Origin of the sequence: Pseudoalteromonas sp. OF7H-1, from assembly GCF_022347825.1 — a bacterium.
Taxonomy (GTDB): Bacteria; Pseudomonadota; Gammaproteobacteria; order Enterobacterales; family Alteromonadaceae; genus Pseudoalteromonas; species Pseudoalteromonas maricaloris.
In genome coordinates this window covers 41,646-65,449 of sequence record NZ_JAKRFX010000008.1, presented here as the reverse complement: position 1 = coordinate 65,449, position 23,804 = coordinate 41,646, and the positions used below count along the sequence as shown (strand labels likewise).

The 23,804-nt window shown below is 43.3% G+C and carries 22 protein-coding genes; 19 read left to right on the top strand and 3 right to left on the bottom strand.

From position 1 onward, the window contains the following. The 4 genes from prpF (at position 1) to MHN30_RS11565 (ending at position 2,986) form a co-directional block, all read left to right on the top strand. Positions 1-1,176: a 2-methylaconitate cis-trans isomerase PrpF gene (gene prpF, locus MHN30_RS11580; protein WP_222244284.1), complete on the top strand. Its 1,176-nt coding sequence runs from the start codon at positions 1-3 to the stop codon at positions 1,174-1,176. A gap of 148 nt (positions 1,177-1,324) precedes the next feature. Further along, positions 1,325-1,924, top strand: a complete 600-nt coding sequence (locus tag MHN30_RS11575; protein ID WP_239359700.1) for a LysE family translocator — start codon at positions 1,325-1,327, stop codon at positions 1,922-1,924. Between the two features lie 84 nt (positions 1,925-2,008). Next, positions 2,009-2,614 carry a GNAT family protein gene (locus MHN30_RS11570; protein ID WP_239359698.1) on the top strand — a complete coding sequence of 202 codons (606 nt, stop codon included), beginning with the start codon at positions 2,009-2,011 and terminating at the stop codon, positions 2,612-2,614. Between the two features lie 24 nt (positions 2,615-2,638). After that, positions 2,639-2,986: a hypothetical protein gene (locus tag MHN30_RS11565; protein ID WP_010370178.1), complete on the top strand. Its 348-nt coding sequence runs from the start codon at positions 2,639-2,641 to the stop codon at positions 2,984-2,986. A 5-nt stretch (positions 2,987-2,991) separates the two neighbouring features. Here MHN30_RS11565 and MHN30_RS11560 read toward each other — a convergent pair whose 3' ends face one another. The 3 genes from MHN30_RS11560 to MHN30_RS11550 all read right to left on the bottom strand — a co-directional run bounded on the left by MHN30_RS11560 (position 2,992) and on the right by MHN30_RS11550 (position 9,739). Next, a complete protein-coding gene (locus tag MHN30_RS11560) occupies positions 2,992-4,593 on the bottom strand; it encodes a HAMP domain-containing sensor histidine kinase (protein ID WP_239359697.1) in 1,602 nt (533 codons plus the stop codon). A gap of 177 nt (positions 4,594-4,770) precedes the next feature. Then, complete coding sequence (adhP, locus tag MHN30_RS11555) at positions 4,771-5,784, bottom strand: alcohol dehydrogenase AdhP (protein WP_239359696.1); 1,014 nt, start codon at positions 5,782-5,784, stop codon at positions 4,771-4,773. Positions 5,785-5,929: 145 nt separating this feature from the next. Then, positions 5,930-9,739 carry a S8 family serine peptidase gene (locus MHN30_RS11550; protein WP_222244276.1) on the bottom strand — a complete coding sequence of 1,270 codons (3,810 nt, stop codon included), beginning with the start codon at positions 9,737-9,739 and terminating at the stop codon, positions 5,930-5,932. A 548-nt stretch (positions 9,740-10,287) separates the two neighbouring features. Between MHN30_RS11550 and MHN30_RS11545 the strand changes: the two genes are divergently transcribed. The 15 genes from MHN30_RS11545 to MHN30_RS11475 all read left to right on the top strand — a co-directional run bounded on the left by MHN30_RS11545 (position 10,288) and on the right by MHN30_RS11475 (position 23,682). Continuing rightward, positions 10,288-10,731 carry a GNAT family N-acetyltransferase gene (locus tag MHN30_RS11545; RefSeq protein WP_239359695.1) on the top strand — a complete coding sequence of 148 codons (444 nt, stop codon included), beginning with the start codon at positions 10,288-10,290 and terminating at the stop codon, positions 10,729-10,731. Beyond that, positions 10,731-11,330: a Crp/Fnr family transcriptional regulator gene (locus MHN30_RS11540; RefSeq protein WP_239359694.1), complete on the top strand. Its 600-nt coding sequence runs from the start codon at positions 10,731-10,733 to the stop codon at positions 11,328-11,330. Before MHN30_RS11545 ends, MHN30_RS11540 begins: the two co-directional genes overlap by 1 nt. A 70-nt stretch (positions 11,331-11,400) precedes the next feature. Beyond that, entirely contained in the window at positions 11,401-11,847 is a 447-nt protein-coding gene (locus MHN30_RS11535) for an isoprenylcysteine carboxylmethyltransferase family protein (RefSeq protein ID WP_130165766.1), read from the top strand. A gap of 27 nt (positions 11,848-11,874) precedes the next feature. Next, positions 11,875-12,033 carry an I78 family peptidase inhibitor gene (locus tag MHN30_RS11530; protein WP_239359693.1) on the top strand — a complete coding sequence of 53 codons (159 nt, stop codon included), beginning with the start codon at positions 11,875-11,877 and terminating at the stop codon, positions 12,031-12,033. A gap of 71 nt (positions 12,034-12,104) precedes the next feature. Then, positions 12,105-12,389 carry a hypothetical protein gene (locus tag MHN30_RS11525; RefSeq protein ID WP_130165767.1) on the top strand — a complete coding sequence of 95 codons (285 nt, stop codon included), beginning with the start codon at positions 12,105-12,107 and terminating at the stop codon, positions 12,387-12,389. 20 nt (positions 12,390-12,409) lie between these two features. Then, on the top strand, positions 12,410-12,613 hold the full coding sequence (locus tag MHN30_RS11520; RefSeq protein ID WP_130127601.1) for a DUF1289 domain-containing protein: 204 nt from the start codon (positions 12,410-12,412) through the stop codon (positions 12,611-12,613). Continuing rightward, positions 12,614-13,198: a glutathione S-transferase N-terminal domain-containing protein gene (locus MHN30_RS11515; protein WP_130165768.1), complete on the top strand. Its 585-nt coding sequence runs from the start codon at positions 12,614-12,616 to the stop codon at positions 13,196-13,198. Between the two features lie 25 nt (positions 13,199-13,223). Further along, positions 13,224-13,676, top strand: coding sequence for a hypothetical protein (locus tag MHN30_RS11510; protein WP_130165769.1), 453 nt, complete (start codon positions 13,224-13,226; stop codon positions 13,674-13,676). A 137-nt stretch (positions 13,677-13,813) separates the two neighbouring features. Further along, positions 13,814-15,064 carry an HlyD family efflux transporter periplasmic adaptor subunit gene (locus tag MHN30_RS11505; protein WP_130165770.1) on the top strand — a complete coding sequence of 417 codons (1,251 nt, stop codon included), beginning with the start codon at positions 13,814-13,816 and terminating at the stop codon, positions 15,062-15,064. A 12-nt stretch (positions 15,065-15,076) separates the two neighbouring features. Further along, a complete protein-coding gene (locus MHN30_RS11500) occupies positions 15,077-15,793 on the top strand; it encodes an ABC transporter ATP-binding protein (RefSeq protein WP_239359692.1) in 717 nt (238 codons plus the stop codon). Position 15,794: 1 nt separating this feature from the next. Next, the gene (locus MHN30_RS11495; RefSeq protein ID WP_239359691.1) at positions 15,795-18,191 is read left to right on the top strand and encodes an ABC transporter permease; all 2,397 of its coding nucleotides are present in this window, start codon (positions 15,795-15,797) and stop codon (positions 18,189-18,191) included. A 4-nt stretch (positions 18,192-18,195) separates the two neighbouring features. Further along, complete coding sequence (locus MHN30_RS11490; protein ID WP_239359689.1) at positions 18,196-19,578, top strand: sigma-54 dependent transcriptional regulator; 1,383 nt, start codon at positions 18,196-18,198, stop codon at positions 19,576-19,578. Positions 19,579-19,591: 13 nt separating this feature from the next. Continuing rightward, positions 19,592-20,848 (top strand): ATP-binding protein, encoded by a 1,257-nt coding sequence (locus tag MHN30_RS11485; protein ID WP_239359687.1) that lies wholly within the window; start codon positions 19,592-19,594, stop codon positions 20,846-20,848. A 155-nt stretch (positions 20,849-21,003) separates the two neighbouring features. Continuing rightward, positions 21,004-22,518: an MSCRAMM family adhesin SdrC gene (locus MHN30_RS11480; RefSeq protein ID WP_239359685.1), complete on the top strand. Its 1,515-nt coding sequence runs from the start codon at positions 21,004-21,006 to the stop codon at positions 22,516-22,518. 78 nt (positions 22,519-22,596) lie between these two features. Continuing rightward, positions 22,597-23,682, top strand: coding sequence for a S41 family peptidase (locus MHN30_RS11475; protein WP_239359683.1), 1,086 nt, complete (start codon positions 22,597-22,599; stop codon positions 23,680-23,682). The last annotated feature ends 122 nt before the right edge of the window (positions 23,683-23,804 follow it).

Genomic DNA, 23,804 nt, shown 5'->3' with positions numbered 1-23,804 from the left:
ATGAGTCAATTTAAGCCGCAAATTAAAATTCCCGCCACTTATATGCGTGGCGGCACCTCTAAAGGGGTGTTCTTTAATTTAACAGATTTACCCGAGTACGCGCAGCAACCGGGTGAAGCGCGAGATAACTTGCTGCTACGTGTGATTGGCAGCCCAGATCCCTATGGTAAACATACCGATGGCATGGGCGGTGCAACTTCCAGTACCAGCAAAACCGTGATTTTAAGTAAAAGCGACAAAGCCGACCATGACGTGAATTATCTTTTTGGTCAGGTTGCTATCGACAAACCATTTATTGATTGGAGCGGAAACTGTGGCAATTTAACGGCTGCGGTGGGGGCATTTGCAATCAGCAATGGCTTAGTCGACGCGAATAAAGTGCCAGAGAACGGTGTTGCTGTCGTTAAAATCTGGCAGGCGAATATTAGCAAAACCATAGTGGCGCATGTTCCAATCAGCAATGGAGAAGTGCAAGAGACGGGCGACTTTGAACTGGATGGCGTAACTTTCCCAGCAGCGGAAGTGGTGGTTGAGTTTATGGATCCAAGCGACCCAGATGTTGATATGTTTCCGTCGGGCAATCTCGTCGATACGTTAACTGTGCCTGATGAAGGCACCTTTGAAGTGACCATGATAAGTGCCGGGATCCCAACGCTTTTCTTCCGTGCTTCCGATTTAGGTTATGAAGGTACTGAGTTACAAGAAGCAATTAATGGAGACTCAGCTGCACTAGAGCGATTTGAAAAGATCCGTGCTTATGGCGCAGTTAAAATGGGTTTAATAGGTCATATTGACGAAGCGAAAGTTCGCCAACATACCCCAAAGATTGCTTTTGTTGCACCTGCTAAATCTTATGCAGCATCGAGCGGTAAAGCAGTGGAAGCCAATACCATCGACTTAAACGTTCGCGCCTTATCCATGGGTAAGTTACACCATGCGATGATGGGCACTGCCGCTGTGGCGATAGCAACCGCTGCGGCAATTCCTGGCACCTTAGTTAACGAAGCCGCTGGTGGTGGTGATCTTAACTCCGTGACCTTTGGACATCCGTCAGGCACCTTAAAGGTTGGCGCGGAAGCACTACAAGAGTCTGGCCGTTGGCAAGCTAAAAAAGCCGTTATGAGCCGCAGCGCTCGCGTGTTAATGGAAGGCCGAGTTCGCGTCCCAGAGGCGTAGCTCCACACTAAATTAAAGGCTCTGTTCCCAAGAGCCTTATTTTCAAGATAAGAAACCTCCCGAGTTGTTGCTTGGTCGTGAAGGTGTGCCTGTCATTCGGCTTCTTCTTTGGTTTCCACCATGCAGACTTGTAATTCATAAGGGCGATATGATGTTTGAAGCTTTACTTTCTGTAGCAATCACAACCACGGTGTTACTTGGCTCTCCCGGTCCAGCGCCACTTGCGCTGGCTGCAACGGGGGCGAGTCAAGGTGTTAAAAAAGGTTTCCCGTTCTTAGCAGGTATTTTGGCAGGATTGCTTGTTGCGGTGATCTTTGCTGCCACTGGAGTTGCAGGGTTACTGGTTAGTCATCCCCAAGTGACGCTTGTACTCAAATGGCTTGCAGCCGCCTACTTAATTTATGTTGCCTATAAAATCGCAGCAAACAACGCTGCGCTTGGCAATGCAGGTGCGCAGCTACCGAGCTTTAAAGACGGGTTTATTCTTAACCTCCTCAACCCCAAAGCCTACGCGGCTTGTATCGCTATTTTTGCGACGGCTTCGGTGCCAGCAAGCTCAAACCTAGTTGCTACGCTACTTGCCGCTAGCGTGTGCTACGTGGTGGCGATAGTGGTCGACACAATGTGGCTGGTATTAGGTGGTGTGATTTTTAAAACACTGAATGATGAGACCGTACTCAAGCGGATCCGAGTTGGCTTTGGGTTGACTTTGGTTGTGCTTGTTCTTTACGGACTATTTGTCGTTTGAGGTTGATGGGAAGTCACAGGCATAGCTTTTAGACTTGAATAGGTGTAATAATCTGAGTTATGCAACCGTCACCCAGAAAAGCCAATGATCGCCCCAACAGATGAAAACAACGTCCCCATAAGTGACATCCGTGTTGAATTTTCGGACTCGGCATTTGCTTTGAGAACGTTAAGAGCGGGTGAATATCAACGGTTGGAGCATCTGTTTTCGCTTAGATATGGTGCAGAGTACGATGCCGAAGAGTTATTAAAGTTACGACAACAAAAAGTGCTAGTACCTTTTTTACAAGCAGCTGAAGATAAATCAAAGCACTGTATTTGTGTGCGGCAAACTCAAACGCGCGAAATGCTTGGCATGATCTTAATTACAGTCGATGACTCAGCGGCCAAAAAAGTATTGGTAGAAGAGAGTTGGTTTATTCACGATACTCTCTTCGACAAGGTGTTTTGTTTATTCGTGACAGAGTATTTGAATACTCTCGGCTTCGCTTTGGTTGAATTTAGAGTCGACGAGCGTAATGATTTAGTACGCCGGTTGGTTGAGCAATTTGGTGCGAACTTTGATGGCATATTACGTCGTGAAGGTGTTTATCGGAACGAGTGCTTCAACCTTGCTGTGTACTCTATTTCTCAGGAAGAGTGGCAGTGCGTTGTTCCTCTGTATTCTATTTACAAAGCGCTACCGCAATAATAGGGAAGCTTAAAGTGTGCATTTATGGAAAGTAAACCAAAGTATTTTCGCTGGCAACTTGGCAGACAACAGTCCGGCTATCAAAAAATGTTACTAGCAACCGCGATGTGGCCAGTTAAGTTTGATATGTATTTACTGAAGTTTCCGACTGGATGCGAAGTACCACCGCACACCGATAAAGTCGTTTCAGGGAAACATTTCAGGCTAAATATTGTTTTAAAGCGGGCTAAGTTAGGCGGTGAATTTAAGTGTAAAGATCCGCTTTATAGCAGCAGTCGCATCAAACTTTTTAGACCCGATAAATCAGAGCATTCCGTTTCTAAAGTAGAAGCTGGTACGCGAGTGTTGTTAAGTATCGGCTGGGTCCGCTAGTGCGACTAGCTCGGCAACTTGATAATGATGCATGTTCCGGAATTAGATTCTGTTTCACACTCAATTACGCCATTAAAGTACTGAGTGACAATAGCGAGCGCAACGCTTAGCCCTAAACCCAAGCCTTTTTGGGTGCGATTACCGACAACAAAAGGATCAAATACTTTATCTTTGATTTCATATGGAATACCGCTGCCGTTGTCCGTGACTTTAATCGTATATCCAAGTTTTGAGGCTTGAGCTGATATAATCACACATGGGCTTTGCATTGAGTTATCAGCAAAGGCGTGGTAAAACGCATTTTCTATTACAGGTTGGAAAACCTGCTGTAACAACCTTTCAGGCGCGGTGATAGCAAGTGCCTCGGGAATATCTAAGGTAATATCAATATGTGGGTGTTGATTGGCAAGCTCACTCACACATCGTGTGATAAGTGGCTGTAAGTAAATAGGCTTTACTTCTCCTTCAAATCCAGTATTGGTGATGATTTTGAGCTTGTCGATAATACCTGTGATCCGCTCGGTACTATTGACGACGAGTTTGGCACAGCTTTCAATATTTTCTATCGAATGCAATAAAGCAGACTTGGCGATTTCATTTTTATTTACCCTTTGTCTTACTCCTTCGACAAGCAATAGTTGGTTACTGGAAGCGGTCATGGCGACGCCAATCGGCGTGTTAATTTCATGGGCAAGTCCTGGGATCAATCGCACCAGCGTTGCTGACTTTTCGGCGTTTATCAGGCGTTTTTGAGTCTCACTGAGTTCGCTGATCGCGTGATTAAGTGCTTTGTTTTTTTCTATTAACTCTTCAGTTTGGCTTTTTACCTCCGTATTTAGATAATCAATAATACTTTTACGGATGGCAGAACGAGAGTTGTACAACGCGATGAGACTAAGTAATAGCAAGATAAAACAAACAAACGCGGCACCATAATAGGACTTTACCTTTTTATTGCTGCTTGCAAGGAGTGAGCTGAAATCCTGTTCTCTGCGTTCTAAAAAGGCATTGATGTGTGTCATTATTTGTACTTTACTTTGGAGGTAAGCCTCGCTGTACAAAATCTTGAGGGCCTGTTGATTTTTCCCTGCTGTCACGAGTTTAAAGGCTTCACGCTCAAGTGACACGAGTGCTTCACTTTTATCCTCTGCATTTCGCAACATAGTTAATTCATCCGTAGAAACCCCATTTTCTAATAATAATGTCAGTAGCGCTTTTGGTGCTTCTTTTTCAAATGGTGCTTGACCCTCTTTGACCAGCAACATGTCCCAATAGACGCGGTGCAAATGCTTAGGGCGGGGGGAAGTGCCGTTACGGATCGTTAAGATCTCATCAAAAAATTGCTTAAATTTGGGGTTGCCCGTGGCGGCATAAGCCCGAGCCATCATGGTGAGTTGATCTGAGCTGAGTCTCAACTCTTGGGATAAACGAACAAGATTAAAATTTCTTTCTATTTCTTGCTCTTGCGCTTCCTTATTGACGAATGCCAAAAATGTGAACACCACAGAAAGAAAAAAAAGCAGCATGGAGAGCGCTGATATATGGTAGAAGTACTTAAAGCTAAATGACTGACTTGGATGAAGTATGTTGCTTTGACTGGCTGCCATGTATTCAACGTTGTTAAGACTCGAATACACAAAGTATAGTTAACCTAAGCTCGGAATAACAATTTGTTCTCTGGCCGTTGTCATCCCACGTTCTGGTTGGTCGTTCTCGGCTTTTGTTACTTTGCCGAAGTGAGAAAGCAGCCAAATGGATAACAAGTATTTGGCTGCTCGATGGGTCTAGTCGAAAGTAAGCACGATCCTGCCGTTAATGTCGCTATTGAGCATATCGTCAAATATATCGTTGATTTGCTCAAGTGGTTTGGTTTCAATAATGGCCTTTACCTTGCCCTCAGCGGCAAACTGTAAGCATTCAGTGAGGTCTTGACGGGTACCAACGATACTGCCAACAACACTAATACCTTTAAGAACGGTATCAAATATAGGAATAGGCATTTCTTCAGGTGGTAAGCCAACGAGCACACAAGTACCGCCGCGCTTCACGCTGTTAAATGATGTCGTAAAGGCAGGCTTTGAGACCGCGGTACAAACTACGGCTTGGACTCCACCTAGCTTATTTTGCATCAACTCTGCGGGATCGCTCTGCTTAAAGTCGATACATAAATCGGCGCCAAGATCTTTTGCCAGTGCTAACTTTGATTCGCCAGTGTCAACCGCAACTACATTCAGCCCCATTGCTTTGGCGTATTGCACTGCTAAGTGACCAAGGCCCCCTACACCAATAATGGCAACCCATTCACCGGGTTTGGCTTTCGATACTTTTAGTGCTTTATAGGTGGTGACGCCCGCGCAGAATAGAGGTGCGGCATCGACAAATGACAAGCCTTCGGGGATTTTTACCACGTAGTTGGCATCGGCTTTACAGTACTGTGCGTATCCGCCGTCGACGGAATAGCCGCTATTTAACTGCTCTGGGCATAAGTTTTCGTCGCCTTTTAGGCAGTGTTCACAATGACCGCAGGCGCTATGAAGCCAAGGTACACCCACTCTATCACCAACGGCTAGATGTTTAACATCGTCAGCTTTTGCGATAACTGTCCCCACACCTTCGTGACCAGGCACTAGTGGCAATTTAGGCTTAACTGGCCAGTCACCATGACAGGCGTGTAAGTCGGTGTGACAAACTCCACAGGCGGCTATTTCAACGATGACCGATCCTTGAGTAAGTTGCGGTTTTTCAATTTCTTGAATTTCTAACGGTTGTTTAAATTGGTGCACTAACGCTGCTTTCATCTTTTTGCTCCTTGATTGAGTCGATAGTAGCTTAGCAGCTATAACTAGGAGCAATTTGATCCGAAACAATGAATAAGATGAGAGTAAATAAAAATGGCGAGCACAATGCTCGCCATTTCATTACTTAATTATAAAAAGTAGGGTGTTATTTTCTTCTACGTAGCAGTACAAGTGGTGCAGCTAGTAGTAACCAAAATAGTGAACCACTTGAAGATTTTGATGGTGTCGGCGTAGGTGTTGGATCTGGCGTAGCCGTTGTGTCGTCGACATCGGTTACTGTAACCGTTATCATCGCCGATTCAGACTCAAGTCCAGCACTGTCAGTCGCTTTGACTGTTAGCTCTATTGAAGTAAGTCCAGACTCAAAATCCAGTAAACTGGTATCGGCTACAACGATATTACCTTCAGCAGTTACTGTTACCGCTTCGGATGAAGACTCTAACAATGAGAAACTACCTGCTGGGTTTGAGAAGCTTGCTTCAATCTTACCTATTACCGTGTCATTAGCGGTATTTTCTGCAACACTAAATGTTTGCTCTGCAGCGATGGTCGGAACAGGCTGCTCTGTTGGCTCATCCATCAAATTGGTTACATTAACCATGATTTGTGCGCTTTCAGATATGTTTCCAGAGGTATCTACCGCAACTAACTGGAGCATGACACTGTTAAGACCCGCATCAAAGTCGAGTTGCTCGCTATTTGCCACCACAACCTGACCTGAAGCATTAACCGTGACAGCACTACTGTTAGAGCTTAATACTATAAATTCTGACACAGGGCTTGCAAGTGTTGACGCATATTCAACGGCTACTTGGCCAATTACCGTACTTGATGCTGTATTCTCTTCTACGCTAAATGTTTGATCAGCGGGGATCATTGGTGCTACATCAGCATCTTGCGTTGGTGATGCGACAAGCGGTGTAGCTCCGTTGCTTGAGAGCATAATAAAGTCACTACCAGAATACATCAGTGTTGCCGATTCACCTGGTTCTAATTTAGTTACTTCATTACCAGCATCATCAACGAGCATCGCCAAACCTTCAGCTTGAGTCATTGCCACTTCCATTGCTGGCGCTTTTATCATGAAGCTATTCGCGAAAGCTTCATCTAATGAGTTAGAAGGAATGGGCATCCATGTTTCTTCCTCTGTGCGGAAACGAATGTTGGCCTCAACGCCAGTAGCTACTTGCTCGGCTGTAAGTCCAAATGCGTCGGCACAACTGCTCATGGTGACGAAATTATTACCTGATGCAAAATTAATATTAGTAATAAAACCGCTTCCTGAGCCATAACCATGAGTAAATGAGATGGCGCTTCCTGACAAGTAATTACCAAACCATTCTAGTTTGCCGTTTTGAACAGTTACATCATAAGTGCCATCTGGCGATGTCCCACCTTCAGCTGGCAAATCGAAATCAGCCATAAAGCCACCTTGATAAGTGTGGATAATAGGTTGATTAGTAACCATGGTAGTGAATAGCATGTAACCGGTATCACAGACGCTAGTTGGAACTGAAAGTGTTTCCACTGACGCACCCACTAGATCTAAACGCTCGCTATCACCTGCTTTATCTTTTGCAACCGTTGGAGTAAAAAATGGCTCTAGTGTTGCCGCACCAGTGTTCGTTAACACCTGTCTTGCACCTTTGTCATCAACGACAGGCATAACTTCCGCGTTAGCGGCCGCTTTTGGCAGTACGTGATAGACTAAGTGTAGTGCTTTTTCACCGCCAGACATAAAGTTCAATGCACCATCAAGCTCCAACGTTGTAAGGTCGTGTGTTGCATCCAAGAATGCCATGTTGGCAGAAGTTAATGTCCATTCCGGCAGTTTAGTTGGATCTATAGTTGCCGTGACGTCAAACGAAATGGTTTGTCCTGCAGGTACGGTGATCGACTCTGGGAAAGCCATACTAAGTGCACCGCGCTCAGCGTCGTCAGCAAATCGCTGCTCATATGCAAGTGTATAGGTCTGCTCTTGATTCGAGAAGTTTTTAACGACGACCTTTTTGGTGATAGATGAAGTTTCAGATAATGAAATCAAGCCAAAGGATAGCGCTGCTTGCATCGTATCTTCAGCCCATGCTGCAACCGGAAGGTTTGCCGCTTTTTCGACATCCACAAGACCTGAGCCGATAAAGCTGATTGGCGCAAGCGCAGCATTTGGGTTTTGCGAGCGAGGCTCCATGGTAACATCTAAGTTAGCCGCGTTCATTAATGTTGCTTTTAGCTCAAAACCATTGCGATTGGGTAGTGCTTCTTTAAGCATACTCATGGCTCCAGCTGTAATAGGGCCAGAGAATGAAGTTCCACTTGCTGGAGTAAGTCCATCACCAAGGCCTGGATGTGCAGTCATAATGCTAACTCCTGGCGCTGTGATTTCAGGTTTTAACCTTCCGCTGATAGAAGGTCCGCGAGAGGTGAATGATGCTATCATGCCTTCTTTTAGAATGATTGTGGCACTCACATTATAGGCAACATTGTTTCCAGCCAATAACTGTTGTTTAAGTGCTTTACCTTGGCTGTAGCTCAAACCAATTGTTGGGATCTCAATACCTGGAGCACTGCCTCCAGGCTCTGTTGGACCACCACCTTCAACATTATTGGCAATCATAACTAATTTAGCGCCCTTCGCTTGGGCGTTTAGCACTTTTTGGGTGAAGTTACATGCACCGCGGTCAACGAGGACTGCTTTTCCCGTAAAGTCGACCTCATCTGCAAAAGGATCACAAGCAATAGATGTTGCATCTCCGCGGTCGTTCTTTTCAGTCTCAACAAATGCTAGCGGGGTTGTGTCGCTACTAAATTCAAACTCTTCAAAGCCCTCAGGGTTAAAACTTGCCGCACCTGCTTCAGTCGTTTCGCCCATCAAGGTTGCTAAAATGTGCTGACCTTTTATGACAGAGTGCTCCATAGCACCAACAGAAAGTGCATTATCTGTTGTACTTGGGCCACCAACAATAAATGGTGTAGGGCCATCATTACCTGCTGAGATAACAACGTTAGTACCTAGCATCACGGCTTTATCGATAAGTTCTTGAACCGCACCTGCTCGATTATCGCCGAAGTCTCCGCCTAGTGACATATTAACAACATCTACTCTGTCAGAAATATCACCGTCCCCATTGGGATCCATTGCAGATTCCAACGCTAAAAGTTGAGCCAAGCCAGGGCAAGTTTCTGCACAGACGGAGTAAACAAATAATTCAACGTTTGGTGCGATACCTGTTACTGAATGAGAGACGTGTGTACCGTGGTTAGTACCTGCATCAATTGGATCTGGATCGTTGTTGATAAAGTCATATCCACCTAATACTAAGCCTTGTGGCCAAGCCGGCGTATCGGCAGGGTTGCTTGCAGCCGCTTCATACGCTTCAACTGTGCCAGCGCCACCAAACGCTTGGTGGGTGTAATCAATACCCGTATCAAGTACCGCAACACGAACTCCTTCACCTGTAACTTCACCAGTAGAAACTAAAGGCGTTGCCTTTATGTAGTCGGCACTGTCAGCCACATTCAATTTATAATCAAATACAGGTAACACAGAATGTACTAATGGATTGTGTAGTAGTTTGTTAACTTCAGCTTCTTCGCCATTGACGATAATTGCATTAGATAGCTTAGACGTTTTAGCTACAACTTGCAGTGTTGGGCTAGTGTTAGCGATAGCAGCTTCTACGCTTTGTTGAGCTTGCTGAATACTTGATGTTGCATTTTTGAAGTTAATACCAGCAAGGCTCTGTTCTGCAATAGAAGGTGTGTGTAATTTAACTAACCACGTAACGACGTTGTGAGTCGATTTTCTCGCCTGTTTGTTTTTAAAATCGGGATATTGGCTTTGTAAAGGAGGTTTGTTTTCAAAATTATATTGATTGTACGTCGCAGCGGTAACGGTATAAGAAGATAAAGCGGTCACTACGGCGATTGCGAGTGCTGACTTATTTAGAGTTGACATCGGATTTCCCCATCATATTTGTTATGGTTTTTAATTGTTTTTGTTTACATCCTAGTTCAGGATTTGAACAAATATAGTTCCTTTCTGGGTGGTATTTCAACTTTTTGTTACTTAAAATGGGATTTATTTGATGGTTATCTTTAAAAAAAGGTTAATTTTACTCATGTTTTTAAGGACTTTCGGTGATATAGCTATTCACTCTTGCCAAGAGTAAAATTTTGATTGTTGTGGCCTACGTGTTTTTGGTTTGGATATACTTTCGTTCACGTTAGGTGTATCAAGTCAATAAAGCTCCGCTCAAATGAATAGAGTCTTGTAGTTCACCTAAAGGCTTGTGAGGACTTTCTCAGGTGAAGAAAAACGAGACGGTAAGAAGGATTTACTTTTAAAAGTTATAAAGACTGGGTTAAATGTGAGTCAGTTCTAACTCAGGTCCTAGTAATAATGCATTGAGTAAAACAATTACGCTCAATAGCGCCTCGTGATTTGAGAATCAAATTAATTGACCCTAAAGCAGGGAAAAACAAACATTAAATGTAAGGAACTATATGCTCAGACTCACACCAAGCGAAGGCGTACACCTTAGCAGGTTTGTTACTATGGAAAGTGCAGCAGATAATAGCCAATTTATAATAAGCAGCCCGCTTTCGACACACCAATCTCAGTTCGCTGATACCAATTTACGCTACTTAACGATCTACTCAGGTAGTGAAATAGCTGGCTTTATTATTTTAGCCGTTGAACCAGAACTGAAAAGTGTTGAATTTCGCCGGATTGTGGTTGCTAAAAAGGGATTGGGAATAGGGCAAGAAGCGATAAAACAGATGGAAAAATATGTGTTAAAGGAGTTGCGTATAACGCGCATTTGGCTAGATGTTTTTGCAGATAATACGCGAGCGCAGCACATATACCAAAAGCTTGGATATCAGCAGTTCGATATGATGCCATACGACAATAAAATCCTGTTACTATTCGAAAAGCACTTACATTAATGTCTAAATCAAGTAATGAAAATTATCAAAAATGGTTAGCTGTATATGGGCGGTTAGTGGAGTTTTCACTCGAGGATTGGCTGTTTATGGCTCCGTATATAAAAATCGGTCATATCACAGCCGATACGATGCTATTCGAACAGGGTGAGAAAATCTCGAGTGTTTATTTCTTATTAGATGGATATGGACGTTATTTCTACCTAGATGAAAAAGGCAATGAACGGAACAAATCTCTGCTACAGAAGGGCGGGGCATTCTCTTGTTTATCTTGTTATCTAGAAGAGCAGCCGAGTCCATTTTCAACGCAAGCGCTAACGGACAGTGTGATTGCCGAAATTCGCTATGCTGACTTAATCACTGTATCTGAGCAAAACCTCAACTGGGGGCGGTTTGTGCGCAAGATTTATGAGCAGTTAGTGCTTAAAAAAGAGAAACGCGAAGCGGCGTTACTCCAGTTAAGTGCAAAGGAAAGGTATTTACGCTTTATCACAGAAAATCAACCATTAAGCCGCTCGGTTGCATTGCGCCATATCGCGATGTATCTCGGGATCACGGATGTATCACTGTCGAGAATCAGAAAAGAGCTTGGCTTAACATAGGTTAAGGCACAGCAACAAAATTCGCATTACCTTATCTTTAATTTTTGTCCTACAGATAAGGAATAACATCATGAAAAAGTTACTGCCTCCTATTTTACTGTTTTTATTTGTCATATTGATGCCTGTGGTGTGTTGGTTGACTGCGGCACCACATTTTATTTATTACCCTTTCAATCTGTTAGGGTTAGTACCGATTGCTTTGGGGTTTGCACTGGCCAAGTCGGGTAGCAAGTTATTCGCAAAGGAAGAAACCAATATTATGACTTTCAATAAGCCTGATAAATTAGTGGAGGCTGGGGTATTTCAATATACCCGCAACCCCATGTACCTAGGCTTTGTCATTGCATTACTAGGCTATGCTGTATTAATCGGTGGTGCATTCGTGTCATTTTTGTTTGTGATTGCTTTTTTACTTATTGCCGACAGATGGTACATTCAATTTGAAGAAAAGATGATGGAACAAACTTTTGGAGATGCCTATTTACGCTATCAAAGGAGAGTGCGTCGTTGGCTTTAAATTCCAAGCATAAATGAGGATAAAGTGGTGCAAGATATTGATTATTCAAAATCCCTACAAACAATCGTTGGTAAGGTGGTTAGAGTGTACCAATCTGGAGATATGCTTACCCAAGATCATCAACCTCAGCGACTCAATATTGAGTTAAACGACGCGCAACAGGTAGTGCGTATGTGGTGGGGATAGCCCCGCCCAGTTTGTATATTGATTGATGAAGATGGTGTATTTCGTCCAATAAAATGACTATAGGTATTAAGATGCATATTGGCCTAGTTAAGGTATTTTTTGTTTTAGCCACGTTCACGAGCTTAGCTGTCTATGCCGTTAGCTACGACGAAATAACAGATATTGATGCGCTGGCGGCGCATTTTGATGAGCCGACTTTTGAACAACACTTTTCAGAGGAAGGTATGGAATTTATTTGGTTTTACTTTAAGGGTATTGACCACTCTTTTTTGATTAATACTGAGACTGGAGAGGTCTGCCATCATTTTAAAGGCAAAAAGAGAGAGTCTTGTTTTCCGGCAAGCTATTTTGAGTAAATCTGTATGAAGGAGCAGCGATGTCACACTCTAGTTGTAATTTAGTCCAGTCCCCTTGCATCAGAAAGTGTTGTTTGGATGATAAAGATGTGTGCTTAGGCTGCTTTAGAACGTTGGACGAAATCACCGGCTGGACAAGTTACAGCGAAGATGAAAAGCTCAAAGTCTTAGCGCATTGCACGAGGCGCAAACAGCAACATACTCAAAAATATAAAGGAAATTAAATGAAATTGGTAATTGGGACCGAATCAACTTGGTCATTAAGAGCGCTGTTATGTGCGTCTATCCTAGATATTAAGTTAGACATTGAACTTATCGATTTGACCTCTTGTGATGACAAAGCAAAGTTGGCCAATGTATCGCCGACTAAACAAGTACCAGTTTTGCTCGTGGAAGGTCATGTCATTGCTGACTCACTCGCGATTGCGGAGTTCTTCAACGACCTTAGTGAAGGCGGTTTGCTACCGCAAGACCCTTATGAGCGTGCACAGGCACGTAGTCTTGTCGCTGAGATGCACGCCGGCTTCACAGCGCTACGCTGTGAATTACCTTTTTCTTTCACGCCAAATACATCAATAAATTTGTCGGATGCGGCAAAGTGCGAGCTAAAAAGGGTAGAGACTCTTTTTGCTGCGGCTCACTGCCCATTTATGTTTGCAAAGCCAACTATGGTCGATGCATTTTATGCTGTGCTTGCTTATCGTTTATTTAGCTACGGTATTCAATTGGCACAGCCCGCAACGGAATATCAGAATGAATTGGTTGCATGGTTTGAAGCTCATAGCGTATTGCACTTAGTGCATCCGTAGTTTTATAGTGTATGCGAAGTACCGTATGATTCTTGAATTTAAAGAACTAAGCAAAAGTCGAAGTGCCAAGTTACGCAAAGTAATACTGCTTAATAGTGTGTTATTACCAGCCACTGCACTTGGTTTTGTCTACCTGCCAGACTTACTCCAAGCAAACATTAATGGTGCTGGAAAACTGATGGCTGCCGTGGGGATGGGGCCAGTTATTGCATTGGTTTATAGCATTATTATTGGTGTGGCGGAGCAACAGTTTGTCCGGTTTGATAACCAAGGTATTACCTTTGGCGGTCCTGTCACTGGTGAAACCTTTTGCAACTGGCTCGGCGTGCGTGAGCTGACATTGAGCGACGACCAAACAGCGTTGCACGTACAGAGTTCAGGCTTGAATACTACGGTGATGTTTCCATTAAAAAAATATGGAATTTCGCTCTACGATTATCAGCAAATACAAATGTTTCGCTTTCGACACAGTTATTAAGTTGTAAGTGTCTCGATTTCGACACATGTTTTATCGAGTACGAACTTAAATTTATTGTATTGTATTGATTTTAATATAAAAAATATTTGGCCTGAAATTTGATTCATCATCTGTATTCTCAAAGTGGAGTACAGAGTATGGATATAAAACTGGCGAAAACAAAGCGCATGCCGCTTAAGAAGCTCGCATTGCTTGTTATTGTGCTACTTGTGGTCGGTTTGGTGTTTTTTGCCAAAGCATATACCCAAAGTGCATCAAACGTGGTTTTCCAAGAAGAGTTAATCGTTGCTAAAGTCCAACAGGGCGAGTTTGAACTCAGTGTTAAGGGACTTGGCAGTCTTGCATTGGAAAAACGCCATTTGGTTACCAGTAGTAGTGGCGGAAAAGTAGTTGAAGTGTTGGTTAAACCGGGTGAAATGGTCACTCAAGGTACGCTACTTGCCCGGCTTGAAAACCCATCACTGCGCGAAGCGCTCATTCAAAAACATAGCCAACTTACCAAAATTTCAGCACAACATGAGGCTGAACTTGCAGAATTAAAGGCCAAAGTGCAAGAGGCCCACACCGCACATCATGATGCTTTGCTGGCTTATAAAGCCGACAAAATTCAGTGGCAGGCGCAAAAAACCTTAATAGAAAAGGGCAATAGCACTATCTCTATGCTTGATCATCAACGCAGCGAGTTTGCAATGCAGCGTAGTCAAAAGCAAGTGGAGTTACAGCAAGCTAGGGTTGCCACTCAGCAAGAAGTGCAACAAGCAAAAGCCAAAGCACAGCTGGCTGAGCAAGCAAGTCTACGTTCCGAAATAAAGCTACTTGAAGAGAATATTGCAGCACTTGATGTGCGCTCGCCAATTACTGGACAAATTCAGGATGTGCTGATTGAAGTGGGCATGCAATTGTCTAATACCAGCTCGGTTGCAGAGGTGGCAGATCCGCGTTTGCTGGTTGCTAAGATAAACATCGCAGAACTAGATGCGCCGCATGTACAAGTTGGGCAGTCGGCTACAATCGATACTTACACTTCGCGTTTTAACGCCATCGTAAAACGCGTTTCCCCAAAAGTCACCAATAGCCAAGTTGAGGTAGAGCTGAGCATTGAAGGCACTTTGCCAAGAGAAGCCAGAGATAAACTCAACATTGAAGGGGTTATTGTAACGAGCCATAAGGCCGAGGCGATATTCGTCGCAATGCCAGCCAATGCTGTTGCAAATAATCAAGCGAGCGTGTTTGTTGTTGATGAGCATCTCGCCACGAAAAAAACGGTTAAATTTGGTCAGCGTTCGGTAAACTACATCGAAGTGCTTGAAGGGCTTAATAAAAATCAAATTATCATTATTTCCGATATGGAAAAGTATACTCAAGATAGCCAAGTGCTAGTGCGTTAACAGGACATCATTATGAACTCAGTCATTCAACTTAATAATATCGAAAAGCGGTTTCGGACGGACGAAATTGCAACTCAAGCGCTAGACGGCATTAATCTCGTAGTAGAGCCCGGCGAGTTTGTGGCTATCACGGGACCGTCAGGGTGCGGCAAGTCAACGTTACTGTCAATTTTGGGCTTGATTGATGAACCAAGTAACGGCGAGTACTTTATCAGTGGTAACCAAGCATTTAATTTAAGCTCGGACGAGCGTGCTCATATTCGCGCTAATCATATCGGTTTTATTTTTCAGGCCTTTAATCTTATCAGTGATTTAAACGTGCTCGAAAATGTCATGTTACCGCTGACTTATATCGGCGGCATTAGCCAAAAAGAAATGGAGCAAAAAGCCAAAGACGCGCTGGCGATGGTGGGATTAGAAAACCGCATCAATCATTTTCCTTCTCAGCTTTCAGGCGGTCAGCAGCAGCGCGCTGCAGTTGCAAGAGCCTTGATTAACTCCCCAGACCTCATCCTCGCCGATGAGCCGACCGGTAACTTGGACTCAAATAATGCCCAGCAAGTGCTAGGGTTGTTAAGCGAGCTTCATGCTGCTGGCAAAACGATTTGTATGGTAACGCATGATATCGAATCTACGACTTACGCTAGCCGTGTTATCTCTATGCTAGATGGCACAATTTTAAGAGACAAAAAGCAGCTTGAGCGCGCAAGCAAAGTCGTTGGAGCTTAGTATGGGATTACTTCTAGACTTTCGTTACGCACTGAGAAATATCGCCAAATCAATGCGGTTTACATTATTGATGATGTTTATCATGGTTGGCAGTTTGACCATATCTTTGATTGGTTTTAACTATATTTATACGGTGGCATTTTCACATAGCCAAGTGGGTAGTGGCAGCCCAGAAATCAGGATCTTTAAGGTTCGTAACCCAATCAGCATGCATAATCGCTTTGAATACAGCATGCTGCCACAACTACGAGAACTTGATGAAGTTAAACAACTTGAGGAGTGGCTTTATATTGCGCCAGCGAGTGTTTGGGTAAGTGACGCTGAGCGAGGCAATCATTATCGAGGCTCCTATGTTGATGAACGCTTTTTTCAGTTTCTGGACATTAAACCTGCACTTGGGCGATTTTATACTGCTGAGGATTTTGTGGGAGCTGCCCAAAATGTGGTCGTGATTTCAGACTATCTCTGGTTGCATCTATTTCAAGGTAGCAAAGACGTCATAGGGCGCACGATGGTCGTTGACCAAAAGCCTTATGAGATAATTGGTGTGATGCCCAAACACAATAACTTCCCGATATTTTCTAAACTTTGGCTGCCTCTTAAAGGCAATAACACAGCACCTGCTGATGCCATCGATATTATTTATAAGATGCCAAATGAGATAGTAGAGGCAAGGCTTGAGCAGCGTTTAAGCTTATTCTTCACTGATTATGCAAAGCAACGCGTTAGTCAGTCAGCACTCGAGGTAGATAAAGCCGTTCGTGTTGAATCTATGACCTTGGTGGAATACAACACCGACGGTGAAGCGGTATTTATATTTACCCTGTTTATGGCTGGTATCGTACTTATTTTGCTTATTTCCTCAATCAACATTGGTAACTTACTTTTTGCCAAAATCATCGAGAGACAAAAAGAGTCGGCTATTCGCGCCGCGATTGGCGCGAAAAAATTAAGGGTGGTTCAGCAGCATGCTTGCGAGGGCTTGATCTACTGCGTTAGCAGTTGGGTGGTGGCGCTATTGCTAACGGATCTTGGTTTGCGAGCGCTGAACTTTTTTATGAATATGATGTTTGGTGGCAAAATGCCGTACTGGTGGTATTGGCAGCTAAATACAGTCACCATCTTGGTGTCACTACTGCTGATAAGCTTGGTATTTGCTATTGCAGTGCTGTTACCTGCGGTGAAAACCGCTAACTTTAACATCAATGATGTACTGCGAGACGGCACGCGTGGTGCAACCGGAAAACAGGCGGGATTGATGTCAAAACGCCTACTGTCTTTGCAGGTGACCTTAGTGAGCTTTATGCTGATGGCGTCGAGCACCATAGGCTATGTGATGTATTCTATGGCGGGAAATATTGACGGCGAGACCCTCAAAGGGGTGTACTCAACTGAGCTGCAATTTCAAACTGAAAGCGAGTTTTCGAGTGATAAAGCGGTCGAAATGGCAAGCGCATTGGTCGTGGGAATGACATTGGATCCTGCCTTTAAAGAAGGGCGCGTGTATCAACGAGAGATGGAGCTTGATGTGCTAACAAGTGAGGGCGAAGTTTATACCGATAAAATCATAAATATTGAAGCGGTATCTCATCTTTTTAAGCGCGAATTGCAAAGTGGTAGGAACTTCACGGCACAAGACAACACAGAAGCAGCGCCCGTAGTGATCATTAGCCAGTCTCTCGCACACGCGCTGTTTGGCAGTGAGGAAGTATTGGGGCGCTCACTGATGTTACGTGATGCAAAATGGCCAAGCGCTAAAATAGTTGGTATTGCAGTGGATGAGATGAGCGTTGTTGCTAGCGATCGTCGTCATGAAGTCTATTTTAGTTTTCGTCAATATGCGCCAAAGGAAAATGCAATGGCGGTTAAGTTCATTACTGAGTTGCCGCCAAGCCAAAGTTACGAAGCCTTCTATCGCGTGTTAGGTAGGCTCTCAAGCAAGCTCGAAACCAGCTATATTTTTGATCACTACGACAACCATCGCTCTATGATGGGGGCGTTCACCAGTATCATTTATGTGTTTTTGATTGTGGGTGGATTTGCCTTGACGCTTTCTTTAATTGGTATTTATGCCATGGGCCTGAGTAATATCAACAAATCTAGCTATGAAATAGGCATTCGCCGTGCGCTTGGCTCCAAAGATCGTCAGATCATGTTGTTATTTATCAAGAAAAATCTAACCCATACCGTTACAGGACTGACTATTTCTGCATTAATTTTCTATATCTTATGTTATCTTGCTGTAGACTTTTTCCGCGGTATTGTGCCGTTTAGTGTTATGTTTGGTGCAGGTAGTATCACTCTATTACTGGTATTTGCTGCGGTATGCCTTGCGCTTTATATCCCGGTGAAACGCAGCATAAAAGTCCAACCTGCGGTTAGCTTAAGAATGGAATAATAATTTGAAAAAGGTGCTAATAGTAGACGACTCGCTTGATATTCAAGCGAGTCTGAAGTTTTTACTTGAGGATGAAGGCTACGCTTGTCACGGTGTGGTGACACCAGAGGCAGCATTTGATTATGTCAGTACACAGGAAGTGGACTTGGTGCTATTGGATATGAACTTTACCCAAGACACTACCAGTGGCAAAGAAGGGCTGATGGCGATTGCTAAGCTCATTCAAATCGATCCGCTCCTACCCATTGTGGTAATGACAGGCTGGGCGACGCTAGACCTTGCCGTAGCTGCCCTAAAGCAAGGAGCGGCCGATTTCATTGCAAAGCCATGGGATGATGAGCGTCTTGCTCATAGCATCAAAGTACAAATCGAGAAGCGAGCTGACAGACAACATTTAGCGCGGCTATCTGCTGAAAACGAACACCTTAAAAAGCCCCATCAAACGGTAGATTTTGTTACGCAAAGTGAGAAAAAGCAGCGTGTGCTGACACAGCTCACCCAGCTGGCACAAAGCGATATGAACATCTTGCTGACCGGTGAAAATGGCACAGGAAAGAGCTATTACGCTCAGTATGTACACGAGCACTCTAGCCGTGCTCGTGGCAGTTTTATCTCAATTAACATGGGGGCGGTGAGTGACGAGCTATTTAACTCTGAGTTATTTGGCCATAAAAAGGGGGCATTTACTGATGCGAAAGCAGATCGAGTGGGTGCATTTACACTCGCCAGTGATGGCTCGTTGTTTTTAGATGAAATTGCCAATTTATCTTTGCAGTCTCAAGCAAAATTGCTTCAAGTGTTAGAAGAGCGAAAGTACGTGGCGGTTGGCAGTCACAAAGTCTTGGACAATACTGCGAGGATTATTTCTGCTACTAACTGCCAACTCAATGAAGCGATTGCCAATAATCAGTTTCGCCAAGACTTATATTATCGATTAAATACGGTAGAAGTAGAAATACCGCCTTTAAGAGCGTGTGCAGAGGATATCTTGCCATTAGCTGAGCGCTTTTTAATGCGCTTTAGTCAAGATTACAAAAAGCCAACACCGAGCATTATGCCTTGTGCTGTTAAGGCACTGAGTGTATACGATTTTCCAGGTAATGTGAGAGAGCTTAAGCATATGATGGAGCGCGCGGTGTTTACTTGTTCAAATGCTCAGATATTTGCCAGTGATTTGGCGCTCAACACTACACCGTACTCAGCGTTGCAATCGATGAATACTGCTACTGCGAGCGCATCAGAAAATCATGATTTAACGCTGGATGAAATTATTGAGCAAGCACTCTTTAAAAGACTGGAATTTCACGGTGGCAACGTATCAAAAGCGGCGAAGAGCTTGGGACTATCGCGCAGTGCGTGGTATCGCAAAATGGACAAATATGAGTAGGAGATAAGCAAACTTGTTTTATCGATTTGGACACTGGCTGTTAAGTGCATTACTACTTGTAATTACTAATGTTTTACTCCTTGTGCACGACTATCCAGCAACACTTATTATGTTGATAGACTTAGTATTTGCACTATGTTTTGCTTTGCTCGCTTATAAATATGGTTCGACTAGACAAAACACCATTAATCTCATTGATACCTTGTTGATATCACTTCGCCAAGGCGATTATGCCCTAAGAGCGGTACACGGCAAAGACGCACAATTACGTTCAACGGTGGAGCACTTAAATGCGCTTGCGCAAACCATGCAAGCCGATCAGCGAGCGCTGGTCGAGCAAAGTGACCTGTTAAAACAAATCATTGAAAAGCTTGATTGTGCACTTATCGTGTTTGACAGCCAAAGCGTTGCATTTGCCAACAGTTACGCTGAGCGCACCTTTTTTGACTGTTACAAAGACGATGCTTGGTGCTGGTTTCAGTCATTACAAGCTCAGCAAAAACAAGGAAAGGTTTCGGTGATGCTAGAGGGGACTGAGCACGCTTTTTTACTTGAACACGACAGCTGCTACATTGCCAATAAACCTCACACTTTACTGGTTTTAAAACAGCTCGATAGCATTTTATATCAACAAGAAAAAGACGCCTTACAGCGTTTTGTTCGTATTTTAAGTCACGAGATCAATAACACTTTAGCGCCGATAGGCACAGTAGCGCGCAGCCTTACCAAGCGTCTAAACGGTGAGTTAGATATAGAAAGGTTTAACAGTGGACTGTCACTCATCAACGAGCGCGCCAATTACCTTAAATCTTTTATGGGCAACTATGCCTCCCTTGCCAAACTGCCTCCTGCGCACAAGCAAATTGTCGCGCTCAATGAGTTTTGCGCTCAGCTACAAAGTATCTACCCGCAACTAAAGGTAGAAAGCACAGCCGACCTGCTCGGTTTTTTTGATACGAGCCAAATCAAACAGGTGCTTTGCCACCTCATTAATAATGCTCAAGAAGCGTGCACGCCTTCGCCAGAAGTTACACTCAACATCACCGCAGATGCTGACAAATTAGTGTTTTTGGTCACAGACACAGGCCCCGGTTTCTCTAACCTAAACGAAGCTGCTGAAGCATTTTACACCACCAAAGCTGATGGCAACGGCATCGGCCTGATGCTCTCTCGTATCATTATTGAAAACCACGGTGGACAACTCAAACTAGGCAATAACCCAGACAGTGGTGCAAAAGTCAGTTTTAGCGTAGAGCGGGGTGGGAGTTGAGTACTGAAAGCAGCAAAAATAACAAAGAGACCCCGAGCAAAAGTAACGAAGACACCCAATGTAATGTATTCATAATAATTAGTGAAAGAGCGCAACTATGAAGCGGGTTACAGGGTGAAAAATTATTTAAAAAACAACATTAATAAGGATTGTTTATGATATCACGATGCATTTTATTGGCACTTGCACTGGTTAGTACCATTGTGTTTGCAACTCCACATAATGGCTCGCTTGACCCAACTAAGGGAACTTGGCAAAACAAAGATGAAGATGGTGATGGTGTGTTAGACGAGCATGATGAGTTTCCATTCGATGGTCAACGCGCTCGTTATCCCGAAATCGTCGAGATTGAACCTAATGATAACCCTAGCAATGCGGTAAAAGTTGCGCATCAACTTCCGTTTAAAGTAAAGGGGGTGATTTCAAACGCGGGTGATAATGGTGATTTGTACCAGTTTAGCGCAAAAAAGGGCGACTATATCTCAGCTCGCATTATCTATAGCTCAGATAATTTTAAGCCCAAAGTGTATTTTTCTGAACAAGGTGGTTTGGTGATCAACTCATCGCAGATCCATACCCATAGCGCACTCAAAATGGCGCATATCCTGACTAAAATACCCCATGATGGAAAATTCAATTTGAGCGTCATTGATGACTTGTCGGGTGGCGCGCCGGACTATTCCTATGAAATTTACGTATTTAAAGATAATGACACCGATGGTATTGATGATCATGCCGAATATGCAATTGGTGTGGAACCAACTCGTATTGATACCGATAGGGACTCTGTTCATGACTTCTATGAGTATTATGTAAAGCAAGGTACTACACTCGATGAGGACAACAACGGGGTAATTAATTTATTGGACTTAGACAGTGATGGCGACGGCATTAGTGATAAGCACGAAGGCTCAGGAAATGCAGATCAAGATGATAAATTAAACTTTTTGGATCTTGATTCTGATAATGACGGTATAGCGGATGCCGACGAAAAACTCAATACGAAAGGATGGCCTGAAGACTCTGACAAAGACGGGGTTGAGGATTTTATTGATCTGGATAATGATGGCGACAAAGTTTTAGATATTTATGACGCCGAGCCATATGAGCGAGTGCGAGGCTTTAAATTAAGTGATTCACCGAGTGTACAAATATCCTCTCAAGCTGGCTATTACAATGGCTATTCATTGCCTCGAATTTATCGTATCGGCGATAGTGTTGTGTTTTCTGGAGATGACTTTGCCGGGCTGGAGAACCCAAAAGTAGTTATCTATAACGGTGAAGAAATTTATAATATCACGCCAACATCGCACACTAATTCAGCGCTAATCTTTGAACTCAATCTACCATTTCGTAAATATAAGGCATTTATTTACACTCGAAATAAGCGTTCTAATGAAGTGCGATTAAGCCCATACAAAGCGGGCTCACCGTTAATATTTGGATATGCCTCAATCAAAGTTCAAGAAGGCGAGCAATATGAGCTTAAGGGAGTGGGGTTTGATGATAAAACCCGTATCGTAATGGGAAATAAAACACTTGTTCCTTCAACTCATACACCATCTAGCCTTACATTTACGATACCAACCGGTATAACAAAAGGCATATTACAATTAACGAATAATGTTGGAACGAGCAATAAGGTTCGGTATCGGGTGCAAGCGCGCTAAAAAATAACAATAGTAGACTAAAGAAGATTCAGACACCTACCTCAAAGATAGAGAAAAAACGGTTAAAGTTTGTCGTGGGTGTCAGCCATTATCTGCTCTAATAAAGGAAAAAAGATGAAATCTAGGAATGGCATTATAACGTGGGGCTTTGTTATTTTGTCCCCGTTGGCACATGCTGACATCAGTTATGTTGATAAAACTCATGTATTGAATACGCTTACAAATAACATTGAGCAACAATATGTTGAAGTAAAAAAGATAGATAAAATTTCAGACACTCTTACAGAGCTTAAAGCAAGTCCTGCATTTACTAATAGTCAGTCACAAGAACAATTTGCCTCGCTACTAACCGCAGAATTGCAAAAGTTTGACAAGCACTTTACTGTGCAATGGCGAAACCCAAATGAAAGCCAGAATAATAAAACAAAGCGTGAATCTTGGTTTACCAAATTAAGTCGGAAAAATTCAGGCTTTAATCGTGTTGAAGTACTCGATGGCAATATAGGTTATGTTGACTTTTGGGGGTTTGATGAATTATCGAAAAACTCAAGAAACATAGCAGAAAGTGTAATGGGATTTGTATCTAATGTAGATGCTCTTATATTTGACCTTCGTAATAACGGGGGCGGCAGTGCTGAAATGGTGCAGTTTATTAGTAGTTATTTTTTAAAGCCAAATACCCATTTAAACAGCATTTATTGGCGAGCGACTGACTCTACTCGTGAATTCCGTACTTTTGATAATGTTAGCGATTCAATTCATCTGGACACTCCCATATACATACTCACGAGCAATGATACGTTCTCTGCGGCAGAAGAGTTTGCTTATAACTTAAAGCACCTTGAACGGGCAACTTTAGTGGGGGAAACAACGAAAGGTGGAGCAAATCCTTGGCAGTTTTATGAGCTAGGCAGCGGTTTTAGAGCTGGTATTCCTATAGCGAAGGCTATTAATCCGAAAACGAAAACAAATTGGGAATCGATTGGCGTTAAACCTCATATTGAAACATCACGGGCTAACGCCTTAGATGTGGCGTATAAAATAGCGCTTAATGAAGTTAAAAAGTCAGTAAGTGATGGGCATCAAATCAAGGAAATTAACGACAAGCTTGAGGAGTTATCGAATAGCACTCCATTCAAAGAGACGCCACAAAGCACCATGTAATAATAGCGACCGTTATAATCATTACGAATAGAGGGAAGATTAAAGGAAGATTAAGACACCCACCTCAAAGATACAGCCAAAAACGGTTGAAGTTCGTCGTGGGTGTCAGCCTTTATCCTTAA